The sequence below is a fragment of the Bacillus sp. Y3 genome, assembly GCF_008123875.1.
GTDB lineage: Bacteria > Bacillota > Bacilli > Bacillales > Bacillaceae > Bacillus > Bacillus altitudinis.
This window is the reverse complement of sequence record NZ_VSSC01000004.1, coordinates 336,779-358,803: the sequence shown is the minus strand read 5'-3', so window position 1 is coordinate 358,803 and position 22,025 is coordinate 336,779. Positions and strand designations below refer to the sequence as shown.

General features: G+C 41.3%; 18 protein-coding genes. 11 read left to right on the top strand and 7 right to left on the bottom strand.

Annotated elements, in window-relative coordinates; genetic code table 11:
- Window positions 1-11: 11 nt before the first annotated feature.
- Both FXF70_RS11505 and FXF70_RS11495 read right to left on the bottom strand, forming a co-directional pair.
- On the bottom strand, window positions 12-1,199 hold the full coding sequence (locus tag FXF70_RS11505) for a M20 family metallopeptidase (RefSeq protein ID WP_056705108.1): 1,188 nt from the start codon (window positions 1,197-1,199) through the stop codon (window positions 12-14).
- 495 nt (window positions 1,200-1,694) lie between these two features.
- Window positions 1,695-2,180, bottom strand: a complete 486-nt coding sequence (locus FXF70_RS11495) for an antibiotic biosynthesis monooxygenase family protein (RefSeq protein ID WP_125589131.1) — start codon at window positions 2,178-2,180, stop codon at window positions 1,695-1,697.
- A 127-nt stretch (window positions 2,181-2,307) separates the two neighbouring features.
- On the opposite strand from FXF70_RS11495, the gene FXF70_RS11490 reads away from it, so the two are divergent.
- The 7 genes from FXF70_RS11490 to FXF70_RS11460 all read left to right on the top strand — a co-directional run bounded on the left by FXF70_RS11490 (window position 2,308) and on the right by FXF70_RS11460 (window position 12,353).
- Window positions 2,308-4,443: a transglycosylase domain-containing protein gene (locus FXF70_RS11490; RefSeq protein ID WP_148780271.1), complete on the top strand. Its 2,136-nt coding sequence runs from the start codon at window positions 2,308-2,310 to the stop codon at window positions 4,441-4,443.
- 124 nt (window positions 4,444-4,567) lie between these two features.
- The gene (gene hemE, locus FXF70_RS11485; RefSeq protein WP_007497181.1) at window positions 4,568-5,626 is read left to right on the top strand and encodes a uroporphyrinogen decarboxylase; all 1,059 of its coding nucleotides are present in this window, start codon (window positions 4,568-4,570) and stop codon (window positions 5,624-5,626) included.
- A gap of 31 nt (window positions 5,627-5,657) precedes the next feature.
- A complete protein-coding gene (hemH, locus tag FXF70_RS11480; RefSeq protein WP_148780270.1) occupies window positions 5,658-6,596 on the top strand; it encodes a ferrochelatase in 939 nt (312 codons plus the stop codon).
- A gap of 22 nt (window positions 6,597-6,618) precedes the next feature.
- Complete coding sequence (gene hemY, locus FXF70_RS11475; RefSeq protein ID WP_100325468.1) at window positions 6,619-8,031, top strand: protoporphyrinogen oxidase; 1,413 nt, start codon at window positions 6,619-6,621, stop codon at window positions 8,029-8,031.
- A 175-nt stretch (window positions 8,032-8,206) separates the two neighbouring features.
- A complete protein-coding gene (locus FXF70_RS11470) occupies window positions 8,207-8,785 on the top strand; it encodes a TetR/AcrR family transcriptional regulator (RefSeq protein ID WP_026050070.1) in 579 nt (192 codons plus the stop codon).
- A gap of 64 nt (window positions 8,786-8,849) precedes the next feature.
- On the top strand, window positions 8,850-11,159 hold the full coding sequence (locus FXF70_RS11465) for a YhgE/Pip domain-containing protein (protein WP_148780269.1): 2,310 nt from the start codon (window positions 8,850-8,852) through the stop codon (window positions 11,157-11,159).
- Window positions 11,160-11,303: 144 nt separating this feature from the next.
- Window positions 11,304-12,353: a M42 family metallopeptidase gene (locus FXF70_RS11460; protein ID WP_017360302.1), complete on the top strand. Its 1,050-nt coding sequence runs from the start codon at window positions 11,304-11,306 to the stop codon at window positions 12,351-12,353.
- 32 nt (window positions 12,354-12,385) lie between these two features.
- On the opposite strand, the gene FXF70_RS11455 is transcribed toward FXF70_RS11460, so the two are convergent.
- Together FXF70_RS11455 and yhfH are read right to left on the bottom strand one after the other, a co-directional pair.
- Complete coding sequence (locus FXF70_RS11455; RefSeq protein WP_148780268.1) at window positions 12,386-13,675, bottom strand: glutamate/proton symporter GltT; 1,290 nt, start codon at window positions 13,673-13,675, stop codon at window positions 12,386-12,388.
- A 339-nt stretch (window positions 13,676-14,014) separates the two neighbouring features.
- Window positions 14,015-14,152 (bottom strand): protein YhfH, encoded by a 138-nt coding sequence (gene yhfH / locus FXF70_RS11450; protein WP_008359029.1) that lies wholly within the window; start codon window positions 14,150-14,152, stop codon window positions 14,015-14,017.
- Window positions 14,153-14,307: 155 nt separating this feature from the next.
- Between yhfH and FXF70_RS11445 the strand changes: the two genes are divergently transcribed.
- From FXF70_RS11445 to FXF70_RS11435, 3 genes are all read left to right on the top strand, one after another.
- On the top strand, window positions 14,308-15,051 hold the full coding sequence (locus tag FXF70_RS11445; protein ID WP_056705114.1) for an MBL fold metallo-hydrolase: 744 nt from the start codon (window positions 14,308-14,310) through the stop codon (window positions 15,049-15,051).
- 2 nt (window positions 15,052-15,053) lie between these two features.
- Window positions 15,054-16,043: a lipoate--protein ligase gene (gene lplA / locus FXF70_RS11440; RefSeq protein WP_148780267.1), complete on the top strand. Its 990-nt coding sequence runs from the start codon at window positions 15,054-15,056 to the stop codon at window positions 16,041-16,043.
- A 171-nt stretch (window positions 16,044-16,214) separates the two neighbouring features.
- Window positions 16,215-17,768 (top strand): fatty acid--CoA ligase family protein, encoded by a 1,554-nt coding sequence (locus FXF70_RS11435; RefSeq protein ID WP_056705118.1) that lies wholly within the window; start codon window positions 16,215-16,217, stop codon window positions 17,766-17,768.
- Window positions 17,769-17,979: 211 nt separating this feature from the next.
- Here the strand turns inward: FXF70_RS11435 and FXF70_RS11425 are convergent, their stop codons facing one another.
- Window positions 17,980-18,396 carry a YhfM domain-containing protein gene (locus FXF70_RS11425; RefSeq protein ID WP_007497192.1) on the bottom strand — a complete coding sequence of 139 codons (417 nt, stop codon included), beginning with the start codon at window positions 18,394-18,396 and terminating at the stop codon, window positions 17,980-17,982.
- A gap of 175 nt (window positions 18,397-18,571) precedes the next feature.
- On the opposite strand from FXF70_RS11425, the gene FXF70_RS11420 reads away from it, so the two are divergent.
- On the top strand, window positions 18,572-19,855 hold the full coding sequence (locus FXF70_RS11420; RefSeq protein WP_148780266.1) for a M48 family metallopeptidase: 1,284 nt from the start codon (window positions 18,572-18,574) through the stop codon (window positions 19,853-19,855).
- A gap of 46 nt (window positions 19,856-19,901) precedes the next feature.
- Here FXF70_RS11420 and FXF70_RS11415 read toward each other — a convergent pair whose 3' ends face one another.
- Together FXF70_RS11415 and FXF70_RS11410 are read right to left on the bottom strand one after the other, a co-directional pair.
- A complete protein-coding gene (locus FXF70_RS11415; protein ID WP_008348814.1) occupies window positions 19,902-21,047 on the bottom strand; it encodes a serine alkaline protease SapB in 1,146 nt (381 codons plus the stop codon).
- Window positions 21,048-21,433: 386 nt separating this feature from the next.
- Window positions 21,434-22,018 carry a histidine phosphatase family protein gene (locus FXF70_RS11410; RefSeq protein WP_007497198.1) on the bottom strand — a complete coding sequence of 195 codons (585 nt, stop codon included), beginning with the start codon at window positions 22,016-22,018 and terminating at the stop codon, window positions 21,434-21,436.
- Between the last annotated feature and the right edge of the window lie 7 nt (window positions 22,019-22,025).

Here is a 22,025-nt window from a genome sequence, read left to right as displayed (position 1 = left end):
GCGGCTTTTTTTCATTCATCGTAGGAAAGGACGGCATGAGCGAGTACCTTTGCTGCGACAGGCATTGCGTTTTCGTTAATATCAAATTTCGGATGGTGGTGTGGATACACATCTTGGCTGTTTTCTGGCATAGCGCCTGTGTAGAAGAAAGTACCAGGAACATGCTGAAGGTAGTAAGCAAAGTCTTCTCCGCCCATTTGGGTTTCTGCTTCTTTTACTTCTGTGACTCCTTCTGTCTGTTTGGCTATTTCTGCTATATATTCAGTTGGTGCAGGGTGATTTTTGACTGCAGGATAGCCTCTTACATATTCATAAGTATAAGAGGCATCGTGCATGTGGCAGACACCTTTCACCACCTGTTCAATTTCACGTTCAATGATATGGCGTGCACTCTCTTCAAAGGAACGTGCAGTACCTGTTAGCACGGCCGAATCTGCAATGACGTTAAAGGCATTTTCAGCGACAAATCCCCCTACAGATACCACCGCAGAATCAATCGGGTTGACTTTACGGGCCACGACCTGCTGAAGATTGGCTACAATTTGTGAACCGATGAGTACGGCATCTTTCGTCAGGTGCGGCTGTGCGCCATGTCCGCCTTTCCCTTGCACTTGAATAGAGAAACGATCGGCGGCTGCCATAAAGTTCCCGCTTTTATAAAGAACAGTGCCGCATGGCTCTGAGGACCAAAGGTGGGTGCCGAAAATGACGTCAACACCGTCTAAACAGCCATCTTCAATCATTGGTTTCGCACCGCCGGGGGCATATTCTTCAGCGTGTTGATGAATGAGGACGATTTTTCCTTTTAATTGATCTCGGTGCTCATGTAAGATCTTCGCTAAGACGAGAAGTGTTGCTGTGTGGCCATCGTGACCGCATGCGTGCATGACGCCAGGTTTTGTTGAACGGTAAGGTACATCCTTTTCATCATGAATGGGAAGTGCATCAAAATCAGCTCTCAGTGCAATGGTCGGTCCAGGGTAAGCTCCTTCAATAAAAGCGAGTACACCATGTCCGCCTACATGTGTGCGTGTTGGGATATGTAATCTGTCATAATATTGAGCGATGTAAGCACCTGTTTCCTCTTCCTGAAAAGAAAGTTCTGGATTCATATGGAGATGGCGTCTAATTTCAACCATTTCCTCATATTGTTCATCAAGACGTTCATTGATCCTTTTGTGTAAAGTGGATACTGTCATTGATCCGAAAACCTCCTTTAGGCTCTTTTACTGATTGTATGGTAATTGTTAGAATCTTTCAACAGAAGAGGATGTCGAGAATGACAGAAAAGGTCATTTTACATAAAAGTCGAAGGTTAAGTATGAAGCTTGAAAAAGGGGGAGTGGCATTGGGAAGCTGTCCAAATTGTTCAAAAGCATTTTCTTTCGTCGAAAAATTTCATTTATCACATACGAGAATGATGCTGTGTCCAAGCTGCCGGCATCAAATCAAAGAAACGTTCGTTTCGAAGATGAGCTTTTTGATGATTTGTTTGATTCCACTGTTGGTACTACTTATTCAGATGAAAGGTGCTTCACCTATGTTAAAATGGCCCATCTTATTAGGATGGATCTTGCTGAATTTTTATGTACTTCAGCCAATCATTCATCGGTACGAGCTTAGAGATAAGCGTTGAAAGCCCAGCAGAAGGGCTTTTTTTTATGAAAAAAAGAAGTGCGAAGAGCAGCACTTCTTTAATGGTCTATGACGGCATGATAGGATGTCAGATAGGCAGGACGAGAGAAGATGGAGCCAGTATCCTCGTGCGGCTGAAAGAATGCTTCTGACTCTTGAAAGTCTTGAAATAAGTCTTCAGATTCCCAAAGGGTCAAAATTAAGTACACTTCTTCATCCTTTTTTGGTCTTAACACACGAAGCGCCTGAAAGCCGCGCTGGTGCTCTGATATGTTTGTTTTTTTCTGAAAGGTGGATTCAAAAAGTGCTCTGCTTTCGAGCTTTACAGGGATATGATTCAGCGTGACAAAGCCAGATTGGACGAGCTCACCTTTTGTATAAATCACATCATAGGAATGGGGTGCTTTAAAGACTGTCTCACCCTCCGTTTCATGAAAAAGAGCCGCTTGTTCCTTACCGACCGTATAAAGCAGATTTTCAAGATGATGTTTTTTTGCGATTTTTTGCAAAAAGTCTGCTGTTCCATATGTAATATAGAAATTCATCTAAACCGCCTCCTGCTTGATAGTATAACAAAAGAATGATATATAATTCTTTGGTAGTCAATCCATAAAACATATTATGAAGCAATACATCCCATACTATCCGTATAAAGGAATGAGGTGACCTAATTTGAAGAAAAAGAAGATAATCATTCCATTAGTCATTGCAGGAAGTACAATCGTGCTTTCATTTATTGGCTATCTGACCATTTTATTTTTAGGACATTATGTCATAGATGAGAAGAAGCTCGTTTTTCACGCTTCCTCGAAAATCATTGATCAGAATGGAAAAGAACTCACAAGCATGTATTCAGAAAATCGGGACCCTGTGTCATTAAAAGAGGTCCCAGATAAAGTGGCGAAAGCTTTTGTTGCTGTAGAGGACAAGCGCTTTTATGAGCACCACGGAATTGATGCACAATCGATTTCAAGGGCGGTTTATCGAGATATATTAGCAGGTGGAAAGGTAGAAGGCGGCAGTACCATCACCCAGCAGCTCGCCAAAAATATCTTTCTCACAAATGATAAAACGTTTCTTCGAAAAACAAAAGAAGTCATTATTGCGATCAATTTAGAAAGAGATTATTCAAAGGACAAGCTGCTTGAAATGTATTTGAATCAGCTTTACTTTGGTCATGGCGTCTATGGGATCCAAGCAGCGGCCAATTACTATTTTAGTAAAGATGTAAAAGATCTCACTGTCAGTGAAGGAGCTACACTTGCTGCCATGCCAAAGGCACCTTCAACGTATTCCCCTGTTCTACACCCAGATAAAAATAAACAAAGACGGGATACCATCCTGAATTTAATGAATGAACAAGGATATTTGTCTTCTACAGAAACAGTTGAAGCAAAAGGAAGAACACTTGGTATTCATTTAAAAAAGAAATCAGAAACCCCTTGGGTGGACAGTTATGTAGATCTCATGATTAAAGAAGCAGAATCACAGTATTCGATTTCGCATGAACAATTGCTTCAAGGCGGCTATACCATTACGGTACCAATCGATATGAATTTGCAAAAAGTTGCCTATGATGCGATGAAAAACAATCGTTATTTCTCGGGAAAAAGCGGGTCACCTGAAGGAAGCGCTGTGTTTATTGACAACGCATCTGGTGGTGTAAAAGCAGCAATAGGCGGACGAGAATATCAGGCAAGAGGCTATAACAGAGTCACAGCTGTTAGACAGCCTGGTTCTGTCTTTAAGCCGATCGCAGTATATGGTCCAGCGATGCAGGAGAAAAAATTCAGACCGTATTCACTGCTTGAGGACAAGGAAAAAAGCTATGACGGCTATTCTCCAAAGAACTACGATGGACAGTACGAGGGCAGGGTCACGATGGTAGAGGCTCTCATGAAAAGTAAAAATACATCTGCCGTATGGACGTTAAGCCAGCTTGGCATCGATACGTCTAAATCCTATCTTGAGAAAATGGGAATGGATATTTCGGATAAAGGACTTGCCATAGCGCTTGGCGGTTTAGAAAAAGGGGTTTCTCCGTTGCAGATAGCTGGAGCATTTCATACATTTGCAAATGAAGGCGTCTATAAAAAGCCGTTCTTCATTCAGAAAATCACGAATGATGATGGTGAAACCGTTGAAAAAAATCGAAACAAAGAAGAACGAGTGTTTAGCGTACAAAATGCTTGGAATATGACAAGAATGCTTCAACAGGTCGTCAAAGGCGGAACCGCTCAGAGCGGATCATACGCTGGAGATTTGGCTGGTAAAACAGGCACAACTACGTATTCCGGTGTCAAAGGGGCAACGAAAGATGCTTGGTTTGCTGGCTACACGCCTAGTACAACAGGGGCAATCTGGATGGGGTATGACAAAACGGATAACAGTCATTATTTAACTGGCGGCAGTCAGTATCCAGTGCAGTTAATGAAAGATATTTTAACGACAGCCCAAATAACCAATGAAACATTCCAAAAACCAGAGGGAATTAAAGAACTTCAATCGCCAATCCATTTAGAAGGACTGTCAGGCTTTGAAGCACGTTATGCATTTAAAATCAAAGGGCTCTTTACATTGGAGCTGTCATGGGATGAACAGGAAGACAAACGCGTTGAATATCGTATTTATGAAAAGAGAAATGGAAGCGAGACCCTGATCGACTCAGTAACAGGAACAAACAGCTACACAATGCCGTATGCAAATGTGTTTTCAGATGCGCAGTATAAAGTTGTTCCATACAATACTCAAACACAAGAAGAAGGCGAAGGCAGTGCTTATATCAAGCCAGAGGCTTTTGGACGTTAATATTCGGCGATTTTTTGAACATTGAGCCGCTTTAGTATACCGAGCCCTGAAAAAGCGGTATAGTAAAAGCAGTGTTTGAGCCTTATACAAAGAGAGTGTGAGGCGAAAGGTGGAATGAAAGGTAATGGGAAAAACGAAGGCTTTTAATGACACGTTCTTAAAGGCGTGCAAAGGGGAAAAAACAGACCATGTACCGGTTTGGTATATGAGACAGGCAGGACGCTCGCAGCCTGAATATCGTGCCCTTAAAGAAAAATACGGGCTATTTGAAATTACGCATCAGCCAGAGCTATGTGCTTACGTAACAAGACTTCCTGTAGAACAATATGGTGTAGATGCCGCTATTTTATATAAAGATATTATGACTCCGCTTCCAGCTATTGGAGTGGACGTTGAAATTAAAAATGGAATTGGACCAGTGATTGACTCGCCTATTCGGACAAAGGCAGATATCCAGCGTCTTGGAGAGCTTCATCCTGAAGAAGACCTGCCGTATGTGCTTGATACGATCAAGCTGTTAACAGAGGAGCAGTTGAATGTTCCGCTGATTGGTTTCGCAGGTGCACCTTTTACGATGGCAAGCTATATGATCGAAGGCGGTCCATCTAAAAATTATCATAAAACAAAGGCGCTCATGTACAGTGAGCCAGAGACATGGATGCTTTTGATGAATAAATTAGCCGATATGACGATCACATACATACGCGCTCAGGTAAAAGCAGGCGTCCGAGCATTTCAAATCTTCGACTCTTGGGTTGGCGCTTTAAATGCAGCAGATTACCGGACCTTCATTAAGCCTGTCATGCAGCGTATTTTCACAGAGCTGAAGTCTGAAAACGTACCAATGATTATGTATGGTGTCGGTGCGAGCCATCTAGCGAAAGATTGGCATGACTTGCCGCTTGATGTCGTTGGACTGGATTGGCGTATGAGTATAGACGAAGCGCGAAAAGAAGGCTTAACAAAAACGTTACAAGGAAACCTTGATCCAACGATTTTACTTTCTCCTTGGGAAGTGATTGAAGAAAGAGCAAAAGCGATTTTAGATCAAGGGATGAAATCAGATCAATTCATCTTTAACTTAGGTCACGGGGTATTTCCTGATGTCTCACCAGACACGTTAAAGAAGCTGACTGACTTTATTCACGATTATTCAGCTAAACATAAAAAAACATCCATCTAAATATTTCAAATGATCTGAAGGAGTGTTGGTTGTGGAGAAAAAGAAAATGGGGCTACTTGTCATGGCATATGGCACCCCATATAAAGAAGAAGACATTGAACGTTACTATACACATATCCGCAGAGGCAGAAAGCCAGAGCCGGAGATGCTGCAAGATTTAAAGGACCGCTACAAGGCAATTGGCGGCATTTCTCCTTTATCAAAAATTACAGAACAGCAGGCAAATGGTTTGTGTGAACATTTGAATGAGATCCAAGACGAGATTGAATTTCATGTATACATTGGGTTAAAACACATCGAGCCTTTCATTGAAGATGCTGTCGCTGACATGCACCGAGATGGTATCACAGAAGCGGTGAGTATTGTCCTTGCACCGCACTTCTCCACATTTAGTGTGAAATCGTATAACAAACGTGCACAAGATGAAGCAGAAAAGCTTGGCCATCTGAACATTACTTCTGTTGAAAGCTGGTACGATGAGCCGAAGTTTGTGGACTATTGGGTGAAACAAGTGAAAGAGACGTATGCATCCATGAGTCAGGAAGAAAGAGATTCAGCAGTACTGATTGTGTCTGCACACAGTCTTCCTGAAAAAATTATTTCAGCAGGGGACCCATACCCTGATCAGCTTGCACAATCTGCAAAAATGATTGCTGAAGGTGCAGGAATTGAGCATTATGAAATTGGCTGGCAAAGTGAAGGCAATACGCCTGATCCATGGCTTGGACCAGACGTACAGGATCTCACACGTGACCTATTTGAGCAAAAAGGCTATAAAACATTTGTATACGTGCCTGTTGGATTTGTCGCTGATCACCTTGAAGTGTTATACGACAATGATTATGAATGTAAAGTCGTCACGGATGAAATTGGTGCAGCCTACTATCGTCCAGAAATGCCAAATGCGAAACCAGCATTTATTGATGCACTGGCAGCAGTCGTATTAAAGAAGCTTAATGAAAGCAAGTAATCATATAAAAGAAGGCGATCCTATGCATGACAATCAAAAACACCTTGTCATCATTGGCGGTGGCATCACAGGTTTGGCCGCCGCCTTCTATTTGGAAAAGGAAATTGAAGAAAAAGGCCTTCCTATCCAAATATCTCTTATTGAAGCGAGTCCTAGGCTAGGTGGAAAAATTCAAACATTATATAAAGACGGTTATATCATTGAACGTGGACCCGATTCATTTTTAGAAAGAAAGGTCAGTGGACCTCAGCTGGCAAAAGATGTTGGGCTATCTGATCAGCTCGTCAATAATGAAACAGGGCAAGCGTATGTATTAGTCAATGAAACCCTTCATCCGATGCCAAAGGGCGCTGTCATGGGCATTCCAACTCAAATCAGTCCTTTCATTACAACTGGGCTTTTTTCAGTTGCCGGAAAAGCACGTGCAGCGATGGATTTCGTTTTGCCAAAAAGCAAACAGACAGAAGATCAGTCTCTGGGGGAATTTTTTAGAAGACGTGTGGGTGATGAAGTGGTGGAGAATTTAATTGAACCGCTACTATCAGGCATTTATGCTGGTGACATTGATCGCCTGAGCTTAATGTCTACCTTCCCGCAGTTCTATCAAACAGAACAGAAGCATCGCAGTTTGATTCTTGGGATGAAAAAATCACAGCAGCATGCAAAAGCGCAACAAGTGACAGCGAAAAAGCAAGGACAGTTCCAGACAATCAATCAAGGGCTGCAAGCACTTGTTGAAGCGGTCGAAAGTAAACTAAAGCTGACGAAGATTTACAAAGGGACAAAAGTGACCCAGATCGAAAAAGCCGAGGGAGGTTATGGCGTTCAATTAGACAGCGGTCAAACGCTTTTTGCAGATTCTTCCATTGTGACAACTCCTCACCAATCGATCTATTCCATGTTTCCAAAAGAAGCAGGGCTTGAGTACTTGCATGACATGACATCGACTTCTGTTGCAACAGTTGCACTCGGATTTAAAGAAGAGGATGTTCACAATGAATATGATGGCACTGGTTTTGTCATCTCAAGAAATAGTGATTTCTCCATTACAGCATGTACGTGGACAAATAAGAAATGGCCTCACACTGCACCTAAAGGAAAAACATTGCTTCGTGCATATGTTGGGAAAGCTGGTGATGAATCAATTGTTGAACAGTCTGATCATCAAATCGTGAGCATTGTGCTGGAGGATTTGAAGAAAATCATGGATATTAAAGCAGATCCAGAGCTGACGACAGTGACTCGCTGGAAAACAAGCATGCCGCAATATCATGTGGGTCATCAAAAACAGATTTCGACTATGCGAGAAACGTTTAAGCAATCATATCCTGGTATTTATATCACGGGTGCTGCTTTCGAAGGTGTTGGGATTCCTGATTGTATTGATCAAGGAAAAGCTGCCATCTCAGAAGCTGTATCTTATCTATTTTCATAAAAAACAAACTCCCTTTTCTGTCATGGAAAGGGAGTTTTTCATGTTTGTATGTTTAGAAAAGAGTGGTGAATAATAAAATTAAACAAAGTTGTTGCATCTGAGGAAAAGGATATGGTATATTACTTTCTGTACTTAATGACCGAAACGTTCAAATAGTCATTTTGGGAGTGAGATCATGAGTGTTGATAGGAGACAAATGATTTTAGATGGAGCAACAAAGGCATTTACTCAGTTCGGGTATAAAGCCACGACAATGGACCTTGTAGCAAAGCTTGCCAATGTTGGAAAAGGAACGATTTATACTTTTTTCAAAAACAAAGAAGAGCTGTTCGATGAAATTTTCACATCACTGTTAATGGAGATGAAGAAAATTGCAGATGAAGCAATAGATGAGAAGAATAGTTTCTCAGAAAACCTTCACTTAGCACTCTTTGCAATATTAGAATTTCGAAAAAACCACCAGCTTACAATTAAAATCTTTCAGGAAAATGCGGAGCTTGGCACGTCAGCAGTGAAAGAAATGATTGAAAAAATGGAGCAGATGATCATTCGTTATATTAAAACAAAAGTAAAAGAAGCGATTGAAAAAGGCGACATTAAGCCCTGTGATCCTGAATTGACGGCATTTGTGATGGTGAAACTATATATTGCACTTATTTTTGACTGGGAAAAGCGATATGAGCCTTTAACAAAAGAAGAGGTCGCTGAATCGCTCGAGCTTTATGTACTAAAAGGACTGTCTGCAACAACATAATTTTTTTTGAGTTCAAATGACCGAATTCTTAATTTAGTCATTCACCAATGGGAGGAAAACAGCAATGAATGTAATTCGGAATCAATGGAAAGACATTGTGACGAGCAAAAAACTACTGATCCCGATTTTAGCTGTCTTATTTATTCCACTGATTTATAGTGGTGTATTTTTAAAAGCTTACTGGGATCCATATGGTACAGTTGATCAATTACCTGTAGCGGTTGTCAACTTGGATGAAGGCAGTCATTATGACGGCAAAACCCTTCAAGTAGGCGATGATTTAGTGAAGGAATTGAAGAAAAACGATAGTTTTAAATGGCATTTTGTTGATAGTGAAGAAAAGGCCATCAAAGGGTTAAATAACGAAGACTATTATCTTGTCGTCGAGATTCCGAAAGATTTCTCGGAAAATGCGAGTACAGTACTAGACAAACATCCGAAAAAATCGAATCTGAAATATTATACGAATCCAGGCGCAAACTATGCTGCGTCTCAAATTGCGAATAACGCCATTATCAAATTAAAAGATTCGGTTTCAAAGGAAGTCACAGAAAATTATGCAGAGGTCATCTTTGATAACTTCAAAACGATTGCAAAAGGATTAGATCAAGCAAGCGATGGAGCGAAGAAAATTGATGACGGAACAAAAAGCGCAAAAGACGGTAGCCAAAAGTTAAAAGACAATCTGGCGAAGTTGGCAGAAGGAACGTTAACGTATAGCGAAGGTGTTCATCAGTTTGCAGGAAAAATGGGTGAACTGAACACTGGAATTCAATCTCTTGATAGCGGTCTTGGTCAGCTCTTAACAGGCTATCAAACGATTGATCAGAAATTTGGAGAGCTTGGCACAGGGATTGATACATTGACTGAAGGGTTAAACACAAGCCGTAAAGGACATGAGCAGCTTTCTTCTAAAATGCCGCAATTCACAGCAGGCATTGAGCAGCTGAACAATAAAGCACTGGCATTTTCAGAAAAAATCGCTGCTGTGGAGAAAGTATTGTCTTCACCTGAATTAGCGAATCTTGAAAAGATGGCGCCTAAGATTGATCAGGTGAAAAAAGATGCAAAAACGTTTAGTACCAAACTTGCTTCTTTAAAAGAAGCATTATCTAATCGAGATGCAAAAGTAAAAAGTATTATTCAAAACAGCTCGATGACAGATGAAGAGAAAAAGGCGGCAATGGATCAGCTAGACAGTCTTCCTACAATCGAACTGCCTGATATGTCTGGTCTTGAGCAAAGCTTAGCGGCGCTGCAGGAACTGCCTGATGCAAGTGAAGTTCAGTCTGCGGTTGCATCTGCAAAAGCACAGCTACAGCAAGTCAAGCAGCTGCCAGAGAAAACAGAACAGCTGTATACATCGACAGTCGCCATACAAAATGCGATTGATCAAATGACATCCGGTACGAATAAATTGTATCAAGGTGCACTGAAGCTTCAAACGGGCCAAGGGAAATTACAAGATGGCCTGCAAACAGCAAATGGAAAGCTTGATACAGCGAAAAGTGGTGCGGATAAACTGGCAAATGGTTCAAGCCAGCTTAGTGCAGCATTGAATAAACTAGAAAGTGGATCAGCGAGTATCCAAAGCAACTCATCTAAACTGGCTGAAGGGTCAAAATCCCTTGATAAAGGATTAGGTGACTTAAAAAGTGGAACTGGAAAGCTTTCTGATAAGCTAAAAAGCGCTGCAGATGAAACAGGAGACATTGATGCGGGGCAGGACAATTACAATATGATTGCAAGCCCAGTCAAAACAGAGAATGATACAGCGAAAAAAATTGATAACTATGGAACAGGGCTCACACCATATATTTTATCAATGGGACTCTTTGTTGGAGCTCTAATGCTGACTGTTGTATTCCCAATGAAAGATCCTGCAGGACGCCCTAGAAATGCGTTTGAATGGTTTGTCAGCAAATATAGTGTGCTTCTCTTAGTCGGTATCTTGCAGGCAGTGATTGCAAGCACCATGCTGATCTTTGGGCTTGGACTTGAAGTGGAAAGCCTCTGGCGCTTCTATCTCTTTGCAATCATCGTCAGTTTGACATTCCTAGCGATCATTCAGCTTCTTGCGACGACGATGGGGAATCCAGGACGCTTTATTGCCGTCATTATCTTGGTTCTTCAGCTTGCAGCAAGTGCGGGTACATTCCCGCTTGAGCTTGTACCAAAATTCTTCCAAGTTATTCACAGTCTGCTTCCAATGACGTATACCATCAACGGATTTAGAACGATCATTGCAAGCGGTGATAACAGTTATTTATGGCACCAAGCAGCGATTCTTGGAACAGTAGCCATCATCATGATGGCTGCAACAACAGCATACTTTGCTTGGAACATAAGAAAAATGAAACAAGAAGAAGCTTAATCAAAAAAACCTTTCTCTTCCATGAGAAAGGTTTTTTTGATTAGAAATTAGACATCAGGAACCCGAAGCGATATATTTTAAGAAGGATGCTGAAAAAAGGCATGCTTGGAAAGAATTTCTTTTAGATGAAGGAGGATATGCCGAATGACAACGGAAGTAAATGAAACGATTCAGCTTATTCAAAAGCTTGTGTCGATCCCAAGTCCATCAGGAAATACTGAGAAAGTGATTGGCTTTGTCGAACGTTTTTTACAAGATTTACATATTGAAACGAAGCGAAATCGAAAAGGCGGATTAATTGCCACCCTAAAAGGAACAGATGACAAGGAACACCGTATGCTGACAGCACATGTCGATACGCTCGGTGCGATGGTCAAAGAAATTAAATCAAATGGCCGGCTGCGTCTTGCACTCATTGGAGGCTTTCAATATAACTCGATAGAAGGCGAGTATTGTGAAATTGAAACAGTAACAGGCCGTACATACACAGGTACCATTCTGATGCATCAAACGTCTGTTCACGTATATGAGGATGCTGGAAAAGCGAAGCGAAATCAAGAAAATATGGAGATTCGCTTAGATGAGAAAGTGAAAAATGCAGACGATGTGCAAGCACTCGGCATTCAAGTAGGAGACTTTATCTCATTTGATCCTAGAGTGGAAGTGACGTCTTCAGGTTTTATTAAATCAAGACATCTTGATGATAAGGCAAGTGTGGCGTTGTTGCTGAGATTGATTCACCGTATTCAAACAGAGAACATCACATTGCCGCATACGACACATTTCTTAATTTCAAATAATGAAGAAATCGGATACGGTGGGAACTCGAATATCCCGGAAGAAACGGTGGAATATTTGGCTGTTGATATGGGAGCCATCGGTGACGGTCAATCAACCGATGAATACAGTGTGTCGATATGTGTGAAGGATTCTAGCGGTCCTTATCACTATGGTCTGCGCAAACATTTAGCAGCATTAGCTGAGGCAAATAAGATCGATTACCGCCTTGATATATACCCTTATTATGGCTCAGATGCGTCGGCAGCGATTCGAGCAGGGCATGATATCATTCATGGACTGATTGGACCTGGCATTGACTCTTCGCATGCCTTTGAAAGAACCCATGAAGACTCCTTGATTCATACAGCCAATCTTCTGTACCACTATGTTCAAAGCAAATTAATCACAGTATAAAAAAAGAACCCCCATCGCGGGGTTCTTTTTGATTAGCTTGAAAGTTGTGTTGGCTCAGGTACATCTTGTCCAGTCATCACGCGGTGTCCTTTTTCAGGGTCATATTGCCCTTCCCATTTAGACATCACGACAGCTGCAAGTGCATTACCAGTTAAGTTGACAACGGTTCTTGCCATATCCATGATACGATCAACACCTGCAATAAAGGCTAGACCTTCAGCAGGAACACCGATCGTTCCAAGTGTTGCAAGTAATACAACAAAGGATGTACCAGGAACGGCAGCCATTCCTTTTGATGTCACCATCAGTACAAGGATTAGTGTGAGCTGCTGTACGATTGTGAGGTCAATGCCATATACCTGCGCTAAGAAAAGCGCCGCAATGGCTTGATACAAGACGGAGCCGTCCAGATTAAACGTATAACCAATAGGGATTACAAAAGAAACAATTCCTTTTGGACACCCGATGCGCTCCATTTTATCCATGACTCTCGGTAAAACTGTTTCAGAGCTGGATGTACTAAAGGCGAGAAGCATTTCGTCTTTCATGTAAGCAAGAAATCTGAAAATATTGACGCCAATCATCTTTCCAATAATTCCGAATACAACGATAAGGAAGAGAGCGAGCGCAAAATAAACAAGACCTACGAGCTTACCTAATGAAACAAGAGATTCAAGACCAAATTTTGATACTGTCACACCCATGAGCGCGAACACACCAAATGGTGCAGCTTTCATCACAACATTGACGACATGGAACATCGCATGTGACACACCTTCAAAGAAGGCGAGCACTGGTTTGCCGCGTTCACCAATCGCTGAAACGCCAAGTGCGAATAATACAGTGAAGAAAATAATCGCAAGCAAATCACCTTCCGCCAATGATTGGAAGAAGTTCGTCGGAACGATATGAAGGAACGTATCAGCAACTGATTTACTGCTTTGTTCTTTTTCCGTTTCAACATACTGGCTAATATCCTGTTTTTCTGTATGTCCAAAGTCAACGCCTGCACCTGGTTGAACAAAGTTCGCAAGCACAAGACCAAGGATGATCGCAAACGTTGTGATAATTTCAAAATAAAGAATGGTTCTAAAACCAAGCTTCCCTACTTTTTTACCATCACCCGCACCTGCAACACCTAAAATTAAGCTAGATACGACAATCGGAATGACAATCATCTTAATGAGTCGTAAGAAGAAGTCTCCAATTGGTTTTAAATATGTCTCAACACCAGGGTTACCGAAAAAGATCGCACCAACCACGACACCGAGAATAAGACCGATTAGGATTTGAGTAGCTAATCCAAATTTTAATTTTTTCATAGATTTCCTCCCTAACATATTCATTAAAGGAATATTCCCATTATATTAAGTTTTAATATATGAATTAAAGTATAACTAAAATTAAAGAGGTTCGTCCACGATTAAATTATATTAAGAAAATACAAAATTATTTGAAAAAATGGACACTTCGAACCCCCTTCGTTGTTTTAAGTCAATAAAAAGTGCCTTCCGAACTAAAAGTCATCATATGAAAATACTAAAAAACCCTTTTGTACCAAGGGTTTTACCTTTTTACCTATTTTTCAGAAAAAATAAAAAGCACTTTTGACTCCAACTGACGAAGGAGGAAAAAAGTGCTTTTTTATTCTATTTATTCCCTTATTTAAGATAACTTACTTGTGAGCATTCCTCACATTCATTACCGTAACACTCGTGCTGTTCCATTAAATCATTTCCACATTTTGTGCATTTTTTTGAAGGCAAATTTCTAAAAAACTCAGTGATTTTTCCTAGCATTTGTCATCCTCCAATACGTTTTATTGCTATCATTGTATTATAACAGATTGATAATTGTCAATCTGTTTTGTAACAATAGGCAAGAAGAATGCTTTTTTTATGAAAAATGGGTATATTGTAAGAAGGGGATTTTTTGAAAAGGAGGAAATATGACGATGAAATTAACCGTGATTGGTTGCTACGGAGGATTTCCAGCAGCTGGTGAAGCCACATCAGGTTATCTTTTTGAATCAGATGGTTTTCGTCTGCTTGTCGACTGCGGGAGCGGAGTTCTGTCAAAGCTTCAGCAATACATTGATATAGAAGAACTAGATGCTGTACTCCTTTCTCATTATCATCACGATCATATTGCAGATATCGGACCTCTCCAATATGCGAAGCTAGTGGGTTATCATTTAGGAAAAAGCAGTGGTCCGCTGACGATCTACGGACACACCGGGGATCAAGCAGCATTTCAGCGGCTCTCTGATGATGTACATACAAAGACAAAACCTTATCAGCCGGAAGAGGGCATTCAAATCGGACCATTTCAAATTGATTTTTTGAAAACGGTTCATCCGGCAGAATGCTATGCGATGAGAATTCAGGCACATGAGGCTGTGGTGGTGTATACAGCCGACTCCAGCTATCAGGATGCATTTATCCCTTTTAGCAAGGATGCAGACTTACTTATTGCCGAAAGCAACTTTTACGCCGGACAAGACGGATCGGGTGCAGGACATATGAACAGTACTGAAGTAGGGAAGCTGGCTAGTGAAGCAAATGTTGGGGAGCTCATCATCACCCATCTGCCTCATTTCGGACGGCATAAAGACCTAGTCAATGAAGCACAGGCGTTATATACTGGCAATATACAGCTTGCCCATTCAGGGCTTAGATGGAACAAGGAAGGAAGATAGAGATGCTGTTTATCGATAACGAGCAACATTATGACCCAATGATTAATTTAGCCATTGAAGAGTATTGCTTAAAATATTTAGATCCAGAAGAAACGTATTTGCTGTTTTACATCAACCAGCCGTCTATTATTATTGGAAAGAACCAAAATACAATAGAAGAAATCAACACAAAATATGTGGAAGACAATCGCATCAAAGTCGTTCGCCGGTTATCTGGCGGTGGTGCGGTTTACCATGACAAAGGAAACTTGAACTTCAGTTTTATCACAAAAGACGATGGGGACAGCTTTCATAACTTTAAAAAATTCACCGAGCCAGTCATCAAAGCGCTTGAAAAACTTGGCGTCAAAGCGGAATTAAGCGGCAGAAATGACATCATGGCAGATGGGCGTAAAATCTCGGGGAATGCTCAATTTGCTACACGAGGACGTATCTTCAGTCATGGCACCCTATTATTTGATTCAGAAATCGAACATGTTGTCTCGGCACTAAATGTGAAGAAAGAAAAGATCGAATCAAAAGGCATCAAATCCATTAGAAGCAGGGTTGCGAATATTAGTGAACTGATGGATCAAAAGATGACAACAGAAGAATTTAGAAAAATTCTTTTAAGCTATATTTTTGACACGAACGGAGACGTGCCTGAGTATCAGCTGACAGAAAAGGATTGGGAGAAGATTCATGAGATTTCTCGTGATCGATACCAAAAATGGGAATGGAACTACGGCCGTTCACCTAAGTTTAACTTGCAGCACTCTAAGCGTTTTCCAGCTGGATCGATTGATCTTCGATTAGAAGTGAAAAAAGGCATCATTCAAGACTGCAAAATTTTTGGTGACTTCTTCGGTGTAGGGGATATTGCTGATATTGAGAAACGACTCATTGGGCAGCAATATGATCGCAAAACCATTAGTGATGTATTAGAAGACATGGATATGCGCCATTATTTTGGTAACGTATCAAAAGAAGATTTTCTGGATTTGATTTATTAAGCAAGGACAAGCACGGCTAGAGATAGCGGTGCTTTTTTAATGAAAGGGATGAAAGCGGTTTACATTTGATCTTGTGGATTTTTTCGATTGTCTATTATAATAGAAAGGAGGAATGTTTGGTCATAAAATGAATGGCTATTCATTCATTGATGAAGTATAAGGGGTGGGAGAATGGATTTGATCAAAAATCTTGAGCAGACTGCGATGACCAAGGGAGAGAACGTCGCACTGATCTTTGAAGGGAACAAGTGGACCTATCGAGAACTGATGACAAGTATCGAACGTTTCGCAGATGGTTTAGTGAGCGAAGGGTTTCAAGCGGGAGATCATATCGCGCTGATTTTAGGAAATTCACCGCATTTTGTGATTTCATTTTTTGGTGCATTAAAGGCAGGGCTTGTTGTTGTACCTGTCAATCCAACATATACGCCAAGTGAAATTGGCTATATGCTGGTCACTGGTGATGTAAAAGGGATTGTTGCACCGGATCAGCTTCTGCCGATATACGAGCAGGTGTATGAACAGCTTCCAGCGATTGAACGAGTCATTATTTGTGCACAAAATGAATCTGCGTGTAGGTCAAGTTTAAAAGAAGTATCTGATCGTCTTGTTTTCTTCGGAAAGCTTGTGTCTGGAGATGCACCAGAAGCTGAGCATCCTTCCATACAACCTGACGATACGGCCGTTATTTTATTTACATCTGGCACAACAGGAAAACCAAAAGGGGCAATGCTCACTCATGTTAACCTTTATTCAAATGCAAGAGACATTGCGGAGTACCTGTCAATTGATGAGAAGGACAAGGTGATTGCTGCTTTGCCGATGTTCCATGTGTTTTGTTTGACCGTCTGTATGAATGCCCCTTTGATGCATGGAGCGACCATTTATGTCCTGCCGCATTTCAGCCCATCAGAGCTTTTACGAATGATGGAGAAAGAAAAACCAACGCTATTTGTGGGAGTTCCAACCATGTATAACTATTTATACCGCCAGGACGGTCATGAGGAAGCGATGAAGTCGGTGAGGATTTGTATATCAGGCGGTGCGTCCATGCCTGTTGCTTTACTTCACGGTTTTGAAGAAAAGTTCGGTGTCACGGTGCTAGAGGGCTATGGATTATCAGAGGCTTCCCCAGTGACGGCATTCAATCCCCTTGATGGAAAAAGAAAACCAGGCTCGGTCGGCACTGATATTATGAATGTGAAAAATAAGATTGTGAATGAACTTGGAGAGGAAGTTGGACCAAACGAAGTCGGAGAACTCATCGCAAAAGGGCCAAACATTATGAAAGGCTATTATCAAATGCCAGAAGACACAGAGGCGGCCCTGAAAGACGGCTGGCTGTACACAGGAGATTTGGCGAGAAGAGATGAAGACGGATATATTTATATCGTCGATCGAAAAAAGGATATGATTCTCGTTGGCGGGTATAATGTCTATCCAAGAGAAGTAGAAGAAGTGCTTTATCAACATGAAGCTGTAGCAGAAGCCGTTGTCATCGGTGTGCCAGATCCAAACACAGGAGAGGCTGTTGTCTGTTACATTTCCCCTAAGAAACATGCTCACATCAATCAAGAAGACATCATCACACATTGTTCACGCTATTTGGCGAAATATAAGCAGCCCCAAACGATCCATTTCATTGATGATATTCCAAAAAACACGACTGGTAAAATTTTAAGAAGAGCGCTAAAGGATAAGTACCAAGCAGAAACAAGTAAATAAAAAGGGAGCCTCTTGAAGAGACTCCTCAGATTGTTGACAAAGGGCTAAAATGTTGTTTATTTTAGCCCTTTGTCTTCTTTTCAGCGTGATAGAAAACCTTTGCAGCCCTAGGAAGGACGAGTACTGGCGCGGAGCGAATGTCACATTCGTGAGCACCAGCACGCAGGACTGACAAAGAATGCGAGGGTTTGTCTACACGCTGGGGAGTCTCCTATGAAGAGGCTCCTTTTTGAATCGCTTCTTGTACCTGTTTTCGAAAGGAATTTGACTGTTTTTGATTTAATTCATAATAGGTGCCGTCTACTAAAAAAACAACTTGAGAGCGGTTGGTCCATAGCTGAAAAGAAGTGCCATTTGTCCGTCCGAACATGACCTTGGCGATATAATCTGGCTTTTTTACATTCTTTTTGAGATGGCTGCTTGTTTGTTTCCCTTTGTTTAATTGTTCAATTAGATCTTCAGTTGTATCTTTATCATCTATTTCATAAGAAATGGACTGGTTCGTCGGTGAAAGCAATAATTTCTCTGCTCGATTTTCATCGAAGATGTCACTTGTCCGGCTGAACACATAAAAGAAGGTAATCAGTAAAAGCCCAAAGATCACAATTCCTGCAAGGATTTTCTTCATGATGAACCTCCAACTCACTTTTTTATGGTTAGTTTCTCCGATTTTTGAACAGCATAATCATTTTTTTCACTCAAGCTTTTTCAGATAGGGCATGCTATGATGGAGCCACATGAGACAGGTTCTAAACAAAAACGTGCGTGATTACAATAGAGAGAAATGGAAAGGAGGCTGGCCAGTGCGAGTACGCAAATGGGTAGCTCTTGCAACGGTAGCATACATATTGTACGGTCTTTTTATTTATTCTTACTTATTTCTAATGGGGGATTCATCTGTCCCTGACAGTGTGAAAGGGACAAGTGCAGACCCGCATACATTTATGACAAGCCATGAGCTTGTGATCAGTGGAAGTTACTCGAACATTCGTAACCTGTTGTACTTTATGACAATTCCTTTAGATTGGTATGTCTTTTTCCTTTTGCTCATTTCTGGGTTTTCAAGGAAATTAGCAGATTGGAGCTTGGAAGCAGCTCGTTTTCACTTTTTGAGCAAACTTGTGTATGTGTTTGTGCTGTCACTTTTGACGATGCTGATCACATTGCCGGTCAAGTGGGTGAGCTACCAGTTGTCCTTGCACTACGGTGTTTCAGCACAAAGCACGGCAAGCTGGCTAAAAGACCAAACGCTTGATTTTTGGATTCAATATCCGCTGCTTGTTCTATGCGCCATTGTGTTCTTTTGGCTCATTCAAAAGAAAAGGAAATTTTGGTGGCTGTATGCTTGGTGTTTAACTGTTCCAGTTACACTGTTTCTCTTCTTTATACAGCCGGTCGTTATTGATCCACTCTACAATGATTTTTACCCATTGAAGGATCAGGCGCTTGAGAAAAAGATATTAACCCTTGCAGAGAAAGCACACATTCCAGCAGATCATGTATATGAAGTCAACATGTCAGAGAAAACAAACACGATGAATGCTTACGTCACAGGAATTGGTGAAAATAAGCGTATTGTTTTGTGGGATACGACACTTCAAAAGCTGAAAGACCGTGAAATCTTATTTATCATGGCGCATGAGATGGGACATTACGTGATGAAGCATGTGTATATCGGTTTAGCAGGATATTTAGTACTGTCTCTGGTTGGATTTTTTGCCATTGACCGTCTTTATTTTTCCCTTTACCAAAAAGGCGCTTCTCCATTTCGTCTGAAGGCACCACATGACGTTGCTGCTCTTCCGCTTCTTTTGATCATTGTATCTATGCTGTCATTTGCTGCTTCTCCTTTTACAAATGCTGTGTCAAGGCATCAAGAACGTGCAGCTGATGAATACGCCGTGAACTTGACGAAAGATGGAGAGGCGGGGGTGACATCATTTCAAAAGCTTGCAAAATCAGGGCTTTCCCAAGTCAATCCGCCACTTTTAGTGAAAATATTCCGCTATGGACACCCGACGATGATGGAGAGAATCATCGATATGGAAAAAGCGGCGAAAAAAGAGGAAACATCGAAAAAGCAATAAATAAAAAATCCGGCTCAGTTAGCCGGATTTTTTTGTCACACTTATTTTAGTTAGAAGCTGCTTGAACGTTAATCAATCCTTTTCCGTAATAGAACGAATTACCAAGCGGTGTTGCTGTATTTTCTAAGCGCTGACGAACCTGAGAAGTTGATAGATTCGGATACTTAGAAAGGATAAGCGCTGCTGCTCCTGCTACATGAGGAGATGCCATCGATGTTCCCGTATAAGATGTATATCCACTGCTTGGTACTGTACTTAAAATCGATGTACCAGGTGCAGAAACATCTAATTCAGGACCTGCGCTAGAAGATGAGTTTCTGACATTGTTGCTGTTCACGTTGGCAACAGCAATCGTAGAGTCGTATTTTGCAGGATAGCCTACGGTGCTAGTAGAGCCAGTGGAACCTGAATTCCCTGCTGCGGCAACGACAACCACTCCGCGATTATTCGCTGTGTCTACAGCATTTTTAAGCGCTGTGGAGCCGTTTGGTCCGCCTAAGCTCATATTGATGACATCCATGTTATTGGCAACAGCCCATTCAATACCACTGATAATCCAGCTGTATTGTCCATCGCCGTAACGATCTAACACTTTAACGGCATACAAGGAGGCGCTTGGCGCAACCCCAAGAACACCAATCGTGTTATCAAGGGCAGCAATGGTTCCGGCTACGTGAGTTCCGTGTGATTGAAAGTCTTGTGTGGCATTTGGCTCTGAAGGGACGAAGCTAGCACCGCCTGCAACATTTAAGTCAGGGTGTGCGGCGTGGATTCCAGTATCAAGGACAGCTACTTTGACGTTAGCACCTTTATAACCTTGAGCGTGTACGGCTGGAGCTTTGATTTGAGGGATACCATAAGGGACGGTTTGTGCATATGCTTCTGCTTTGTGGTCTTCTTCTACATAAGCAATGCTAGGGTCGTGTTCAAGTTTTTTTGCGGCTTGTTCAGACATCTTCACTTGTGCAGCATTAATGAGGCGGTATTGTTTTTCTAATTTCCCACCATTTTGTGTAACTGCTTGTTTCTTAGAGCTGTTTGTGGTGGCAGAAGCTTTAAAGCCAACGATATAGCTTTTTTCACTTTCTGACTTTGAGGCAGTCTCGGCATTTGCCATCGAGCCTCCAAACCCTGCTGAAAACAGAAGAGGGACAGCCAATAAAACACTTGTCATCACATTTTTCTTTTTCACGCACATTCCACATCCCTTTTTCTTATTTCAGAATAATCATCCGTAGTCTATTAGAATGATCCGTTTGATTATTCTGTATTTTCAGTTTAATAGAGATAGGCAAATAAGAGTAGACCCGAATTTTTGTGGAAGTCCTAGCGAAAAATAGGGAATTAAGTCGCTTGGAAATGATGGTAAAATATGTTTATTCTGTATTTCCAACGGTTTTCTATTAAAAAGGAATCGTGCTTTTTTTCTCATGATCCATTTGAGGATAAACATTCGATACCCGAAATGCCATAAAATAGGTAGAAAAGGCTATCATCTATTTCGAATTTCGATATAAAAAAATATTATTTTATCATTATTTTTGACATGAAAAAGAACCTGCTTTGGAAACAGGTTCTTTAAGAAGGGGCAGATTGTGTTAAATGGCTGACCACGTTGTAATCGTTCACCTTCCATTCACCATCTGTCCATTCCACATAATTTAAGCAGGCATTCTCAAGTCTTGTATCCTTAATACCCATCTGTTCGTCAGCTAGTGAGGTGAGTAAGGCATGGATGGCAGCACCGTGTGCTACGATTAGTACCCGTTGATCTGGGTAGGTTGCTCTCACTTTTTCGATACCTTCTAGCATTCGATCTTGAAGTGCCGATAGTGGTTCCATATTTGGATACTGTTTATTTGGAAACAGTTTCTGACGTTCCTCAAATGACATGCCTTCAGCGTCGCCATAGTCACGTTCAATAAAATCGTCCATGATCACGAGCGGTGCATGTACATGCTGTAAAATCAAATGAGCTGTTTCTTTTGCCCTTGATAGCGGACTGGAAATGACAACATCCCAGTGGGCATCTTTTAAGTAAAGACCGGTTTGTTCCGCTTGCCATTTACCAGTGTCATTTAAAGGGATATCTGTTCGTCCTTGAATTCGTTTTGCTGCATTCCAATCGGTTTCTCCGTGTCTGACTAGGCAAATTGCTGTCAATCAAATC

What these genes read in the sequence shown, in the direction of transcription:
- FXF70_RS11460 (WP_017360302.1), top strand. Translation starts at nt 11,304, where the DNA reads ATGACAACGGAAGTAAATGAAACGATTCAGCTTATTCAAAAGCTTGTG.
- hemE (WP_007497181.1), top strand. Translation starts at nt 4,568, where the DNA reads ATGGGAAAAACGAAGGCTTTTAATGACACGTTCTTAAAGGCGTGCAAA.
- FXF70_RS11425 (WP_007497192.1), bottom strand. Translation starts at nt 18,396, where the DNA reads ATGAAGAAAATCCTTGCAGGAATTGTGATCTTTGGGCTTTTACTGATT.
- yhfH (WP_008359029.1), bottom strand. Translation starts at nt 14,152, where the DNA reads ATGCTAGGAAAAATCACTGAGTTTTTTAGAAATTTGCCTTCAAAAAAA.
- FXF70_RS11505 (WP_056705108.1), bottom strand. Translation starts at nt 1,199, where the DNA reads ATGACAGTATCCACTTTACACAAAAGGATCAATGAACGTCTTGATGAA.
- FXF70_RS11495 (WP_125589131.1), bottom strand. Translation starts at nt 2,180, where the DNA reads ATGAATTTCTATATTACATATGGAACAGCAGACTTTTTGCAAAAAATC.
- FXF70_RS11455 (WP_148780268.1), bottom strand. Translation starts at nt 13,675, where the DNA reads ATGAAAAAATTAAAATTTGGATTAGCTACTCAAATCCTAATCGGTCTT.
- FXF70_RS11470 (WP_026050070.1), top strand. Translation starts at nt 8,207, where the DNA reads ATGAGTGTTGATAGGAGACAAATGATTTTAGATGGAGCAACAAAGGCA.
- lplA (WP_148780267.1), top strand. Translation starts at nt 15,054, where the DNA reads ATGCTGTTTATCGATAACGAGCAACATTATGACCCAATGATTAATTTA.
- hemY (WP_100325468.1), top strand. Translation starts at nt 6,619, where the DNA reads ATGCATGACAATCAAAAACACCTTGTCATCATTGGCGGTGGCATCACA.
- FXF70_RS11445 (WP_056705114.1), top strand. Translation starts at nt 14,308, where the DNA reads ATGAAATTAACCGTGATTGGTTGCTACGGAGGATTTCCAGCAGCTGGT.
- FXF70_RS11435 (WP_056705118.1), top strand. Translation starts at nt 16,215, where the DNA reads ATGGATTTGATCAAAAATCTTGAGCAGACTGCGATGACCAAGGGAGAG.
- FXF70_RS11465 (WP_148780269.1), top strand. Translation starts at nt 8,850, where the DNA reads ATGAATGTAATTCGGAATCAATGGAAAGACATTGTGACGAGCAAAAAA.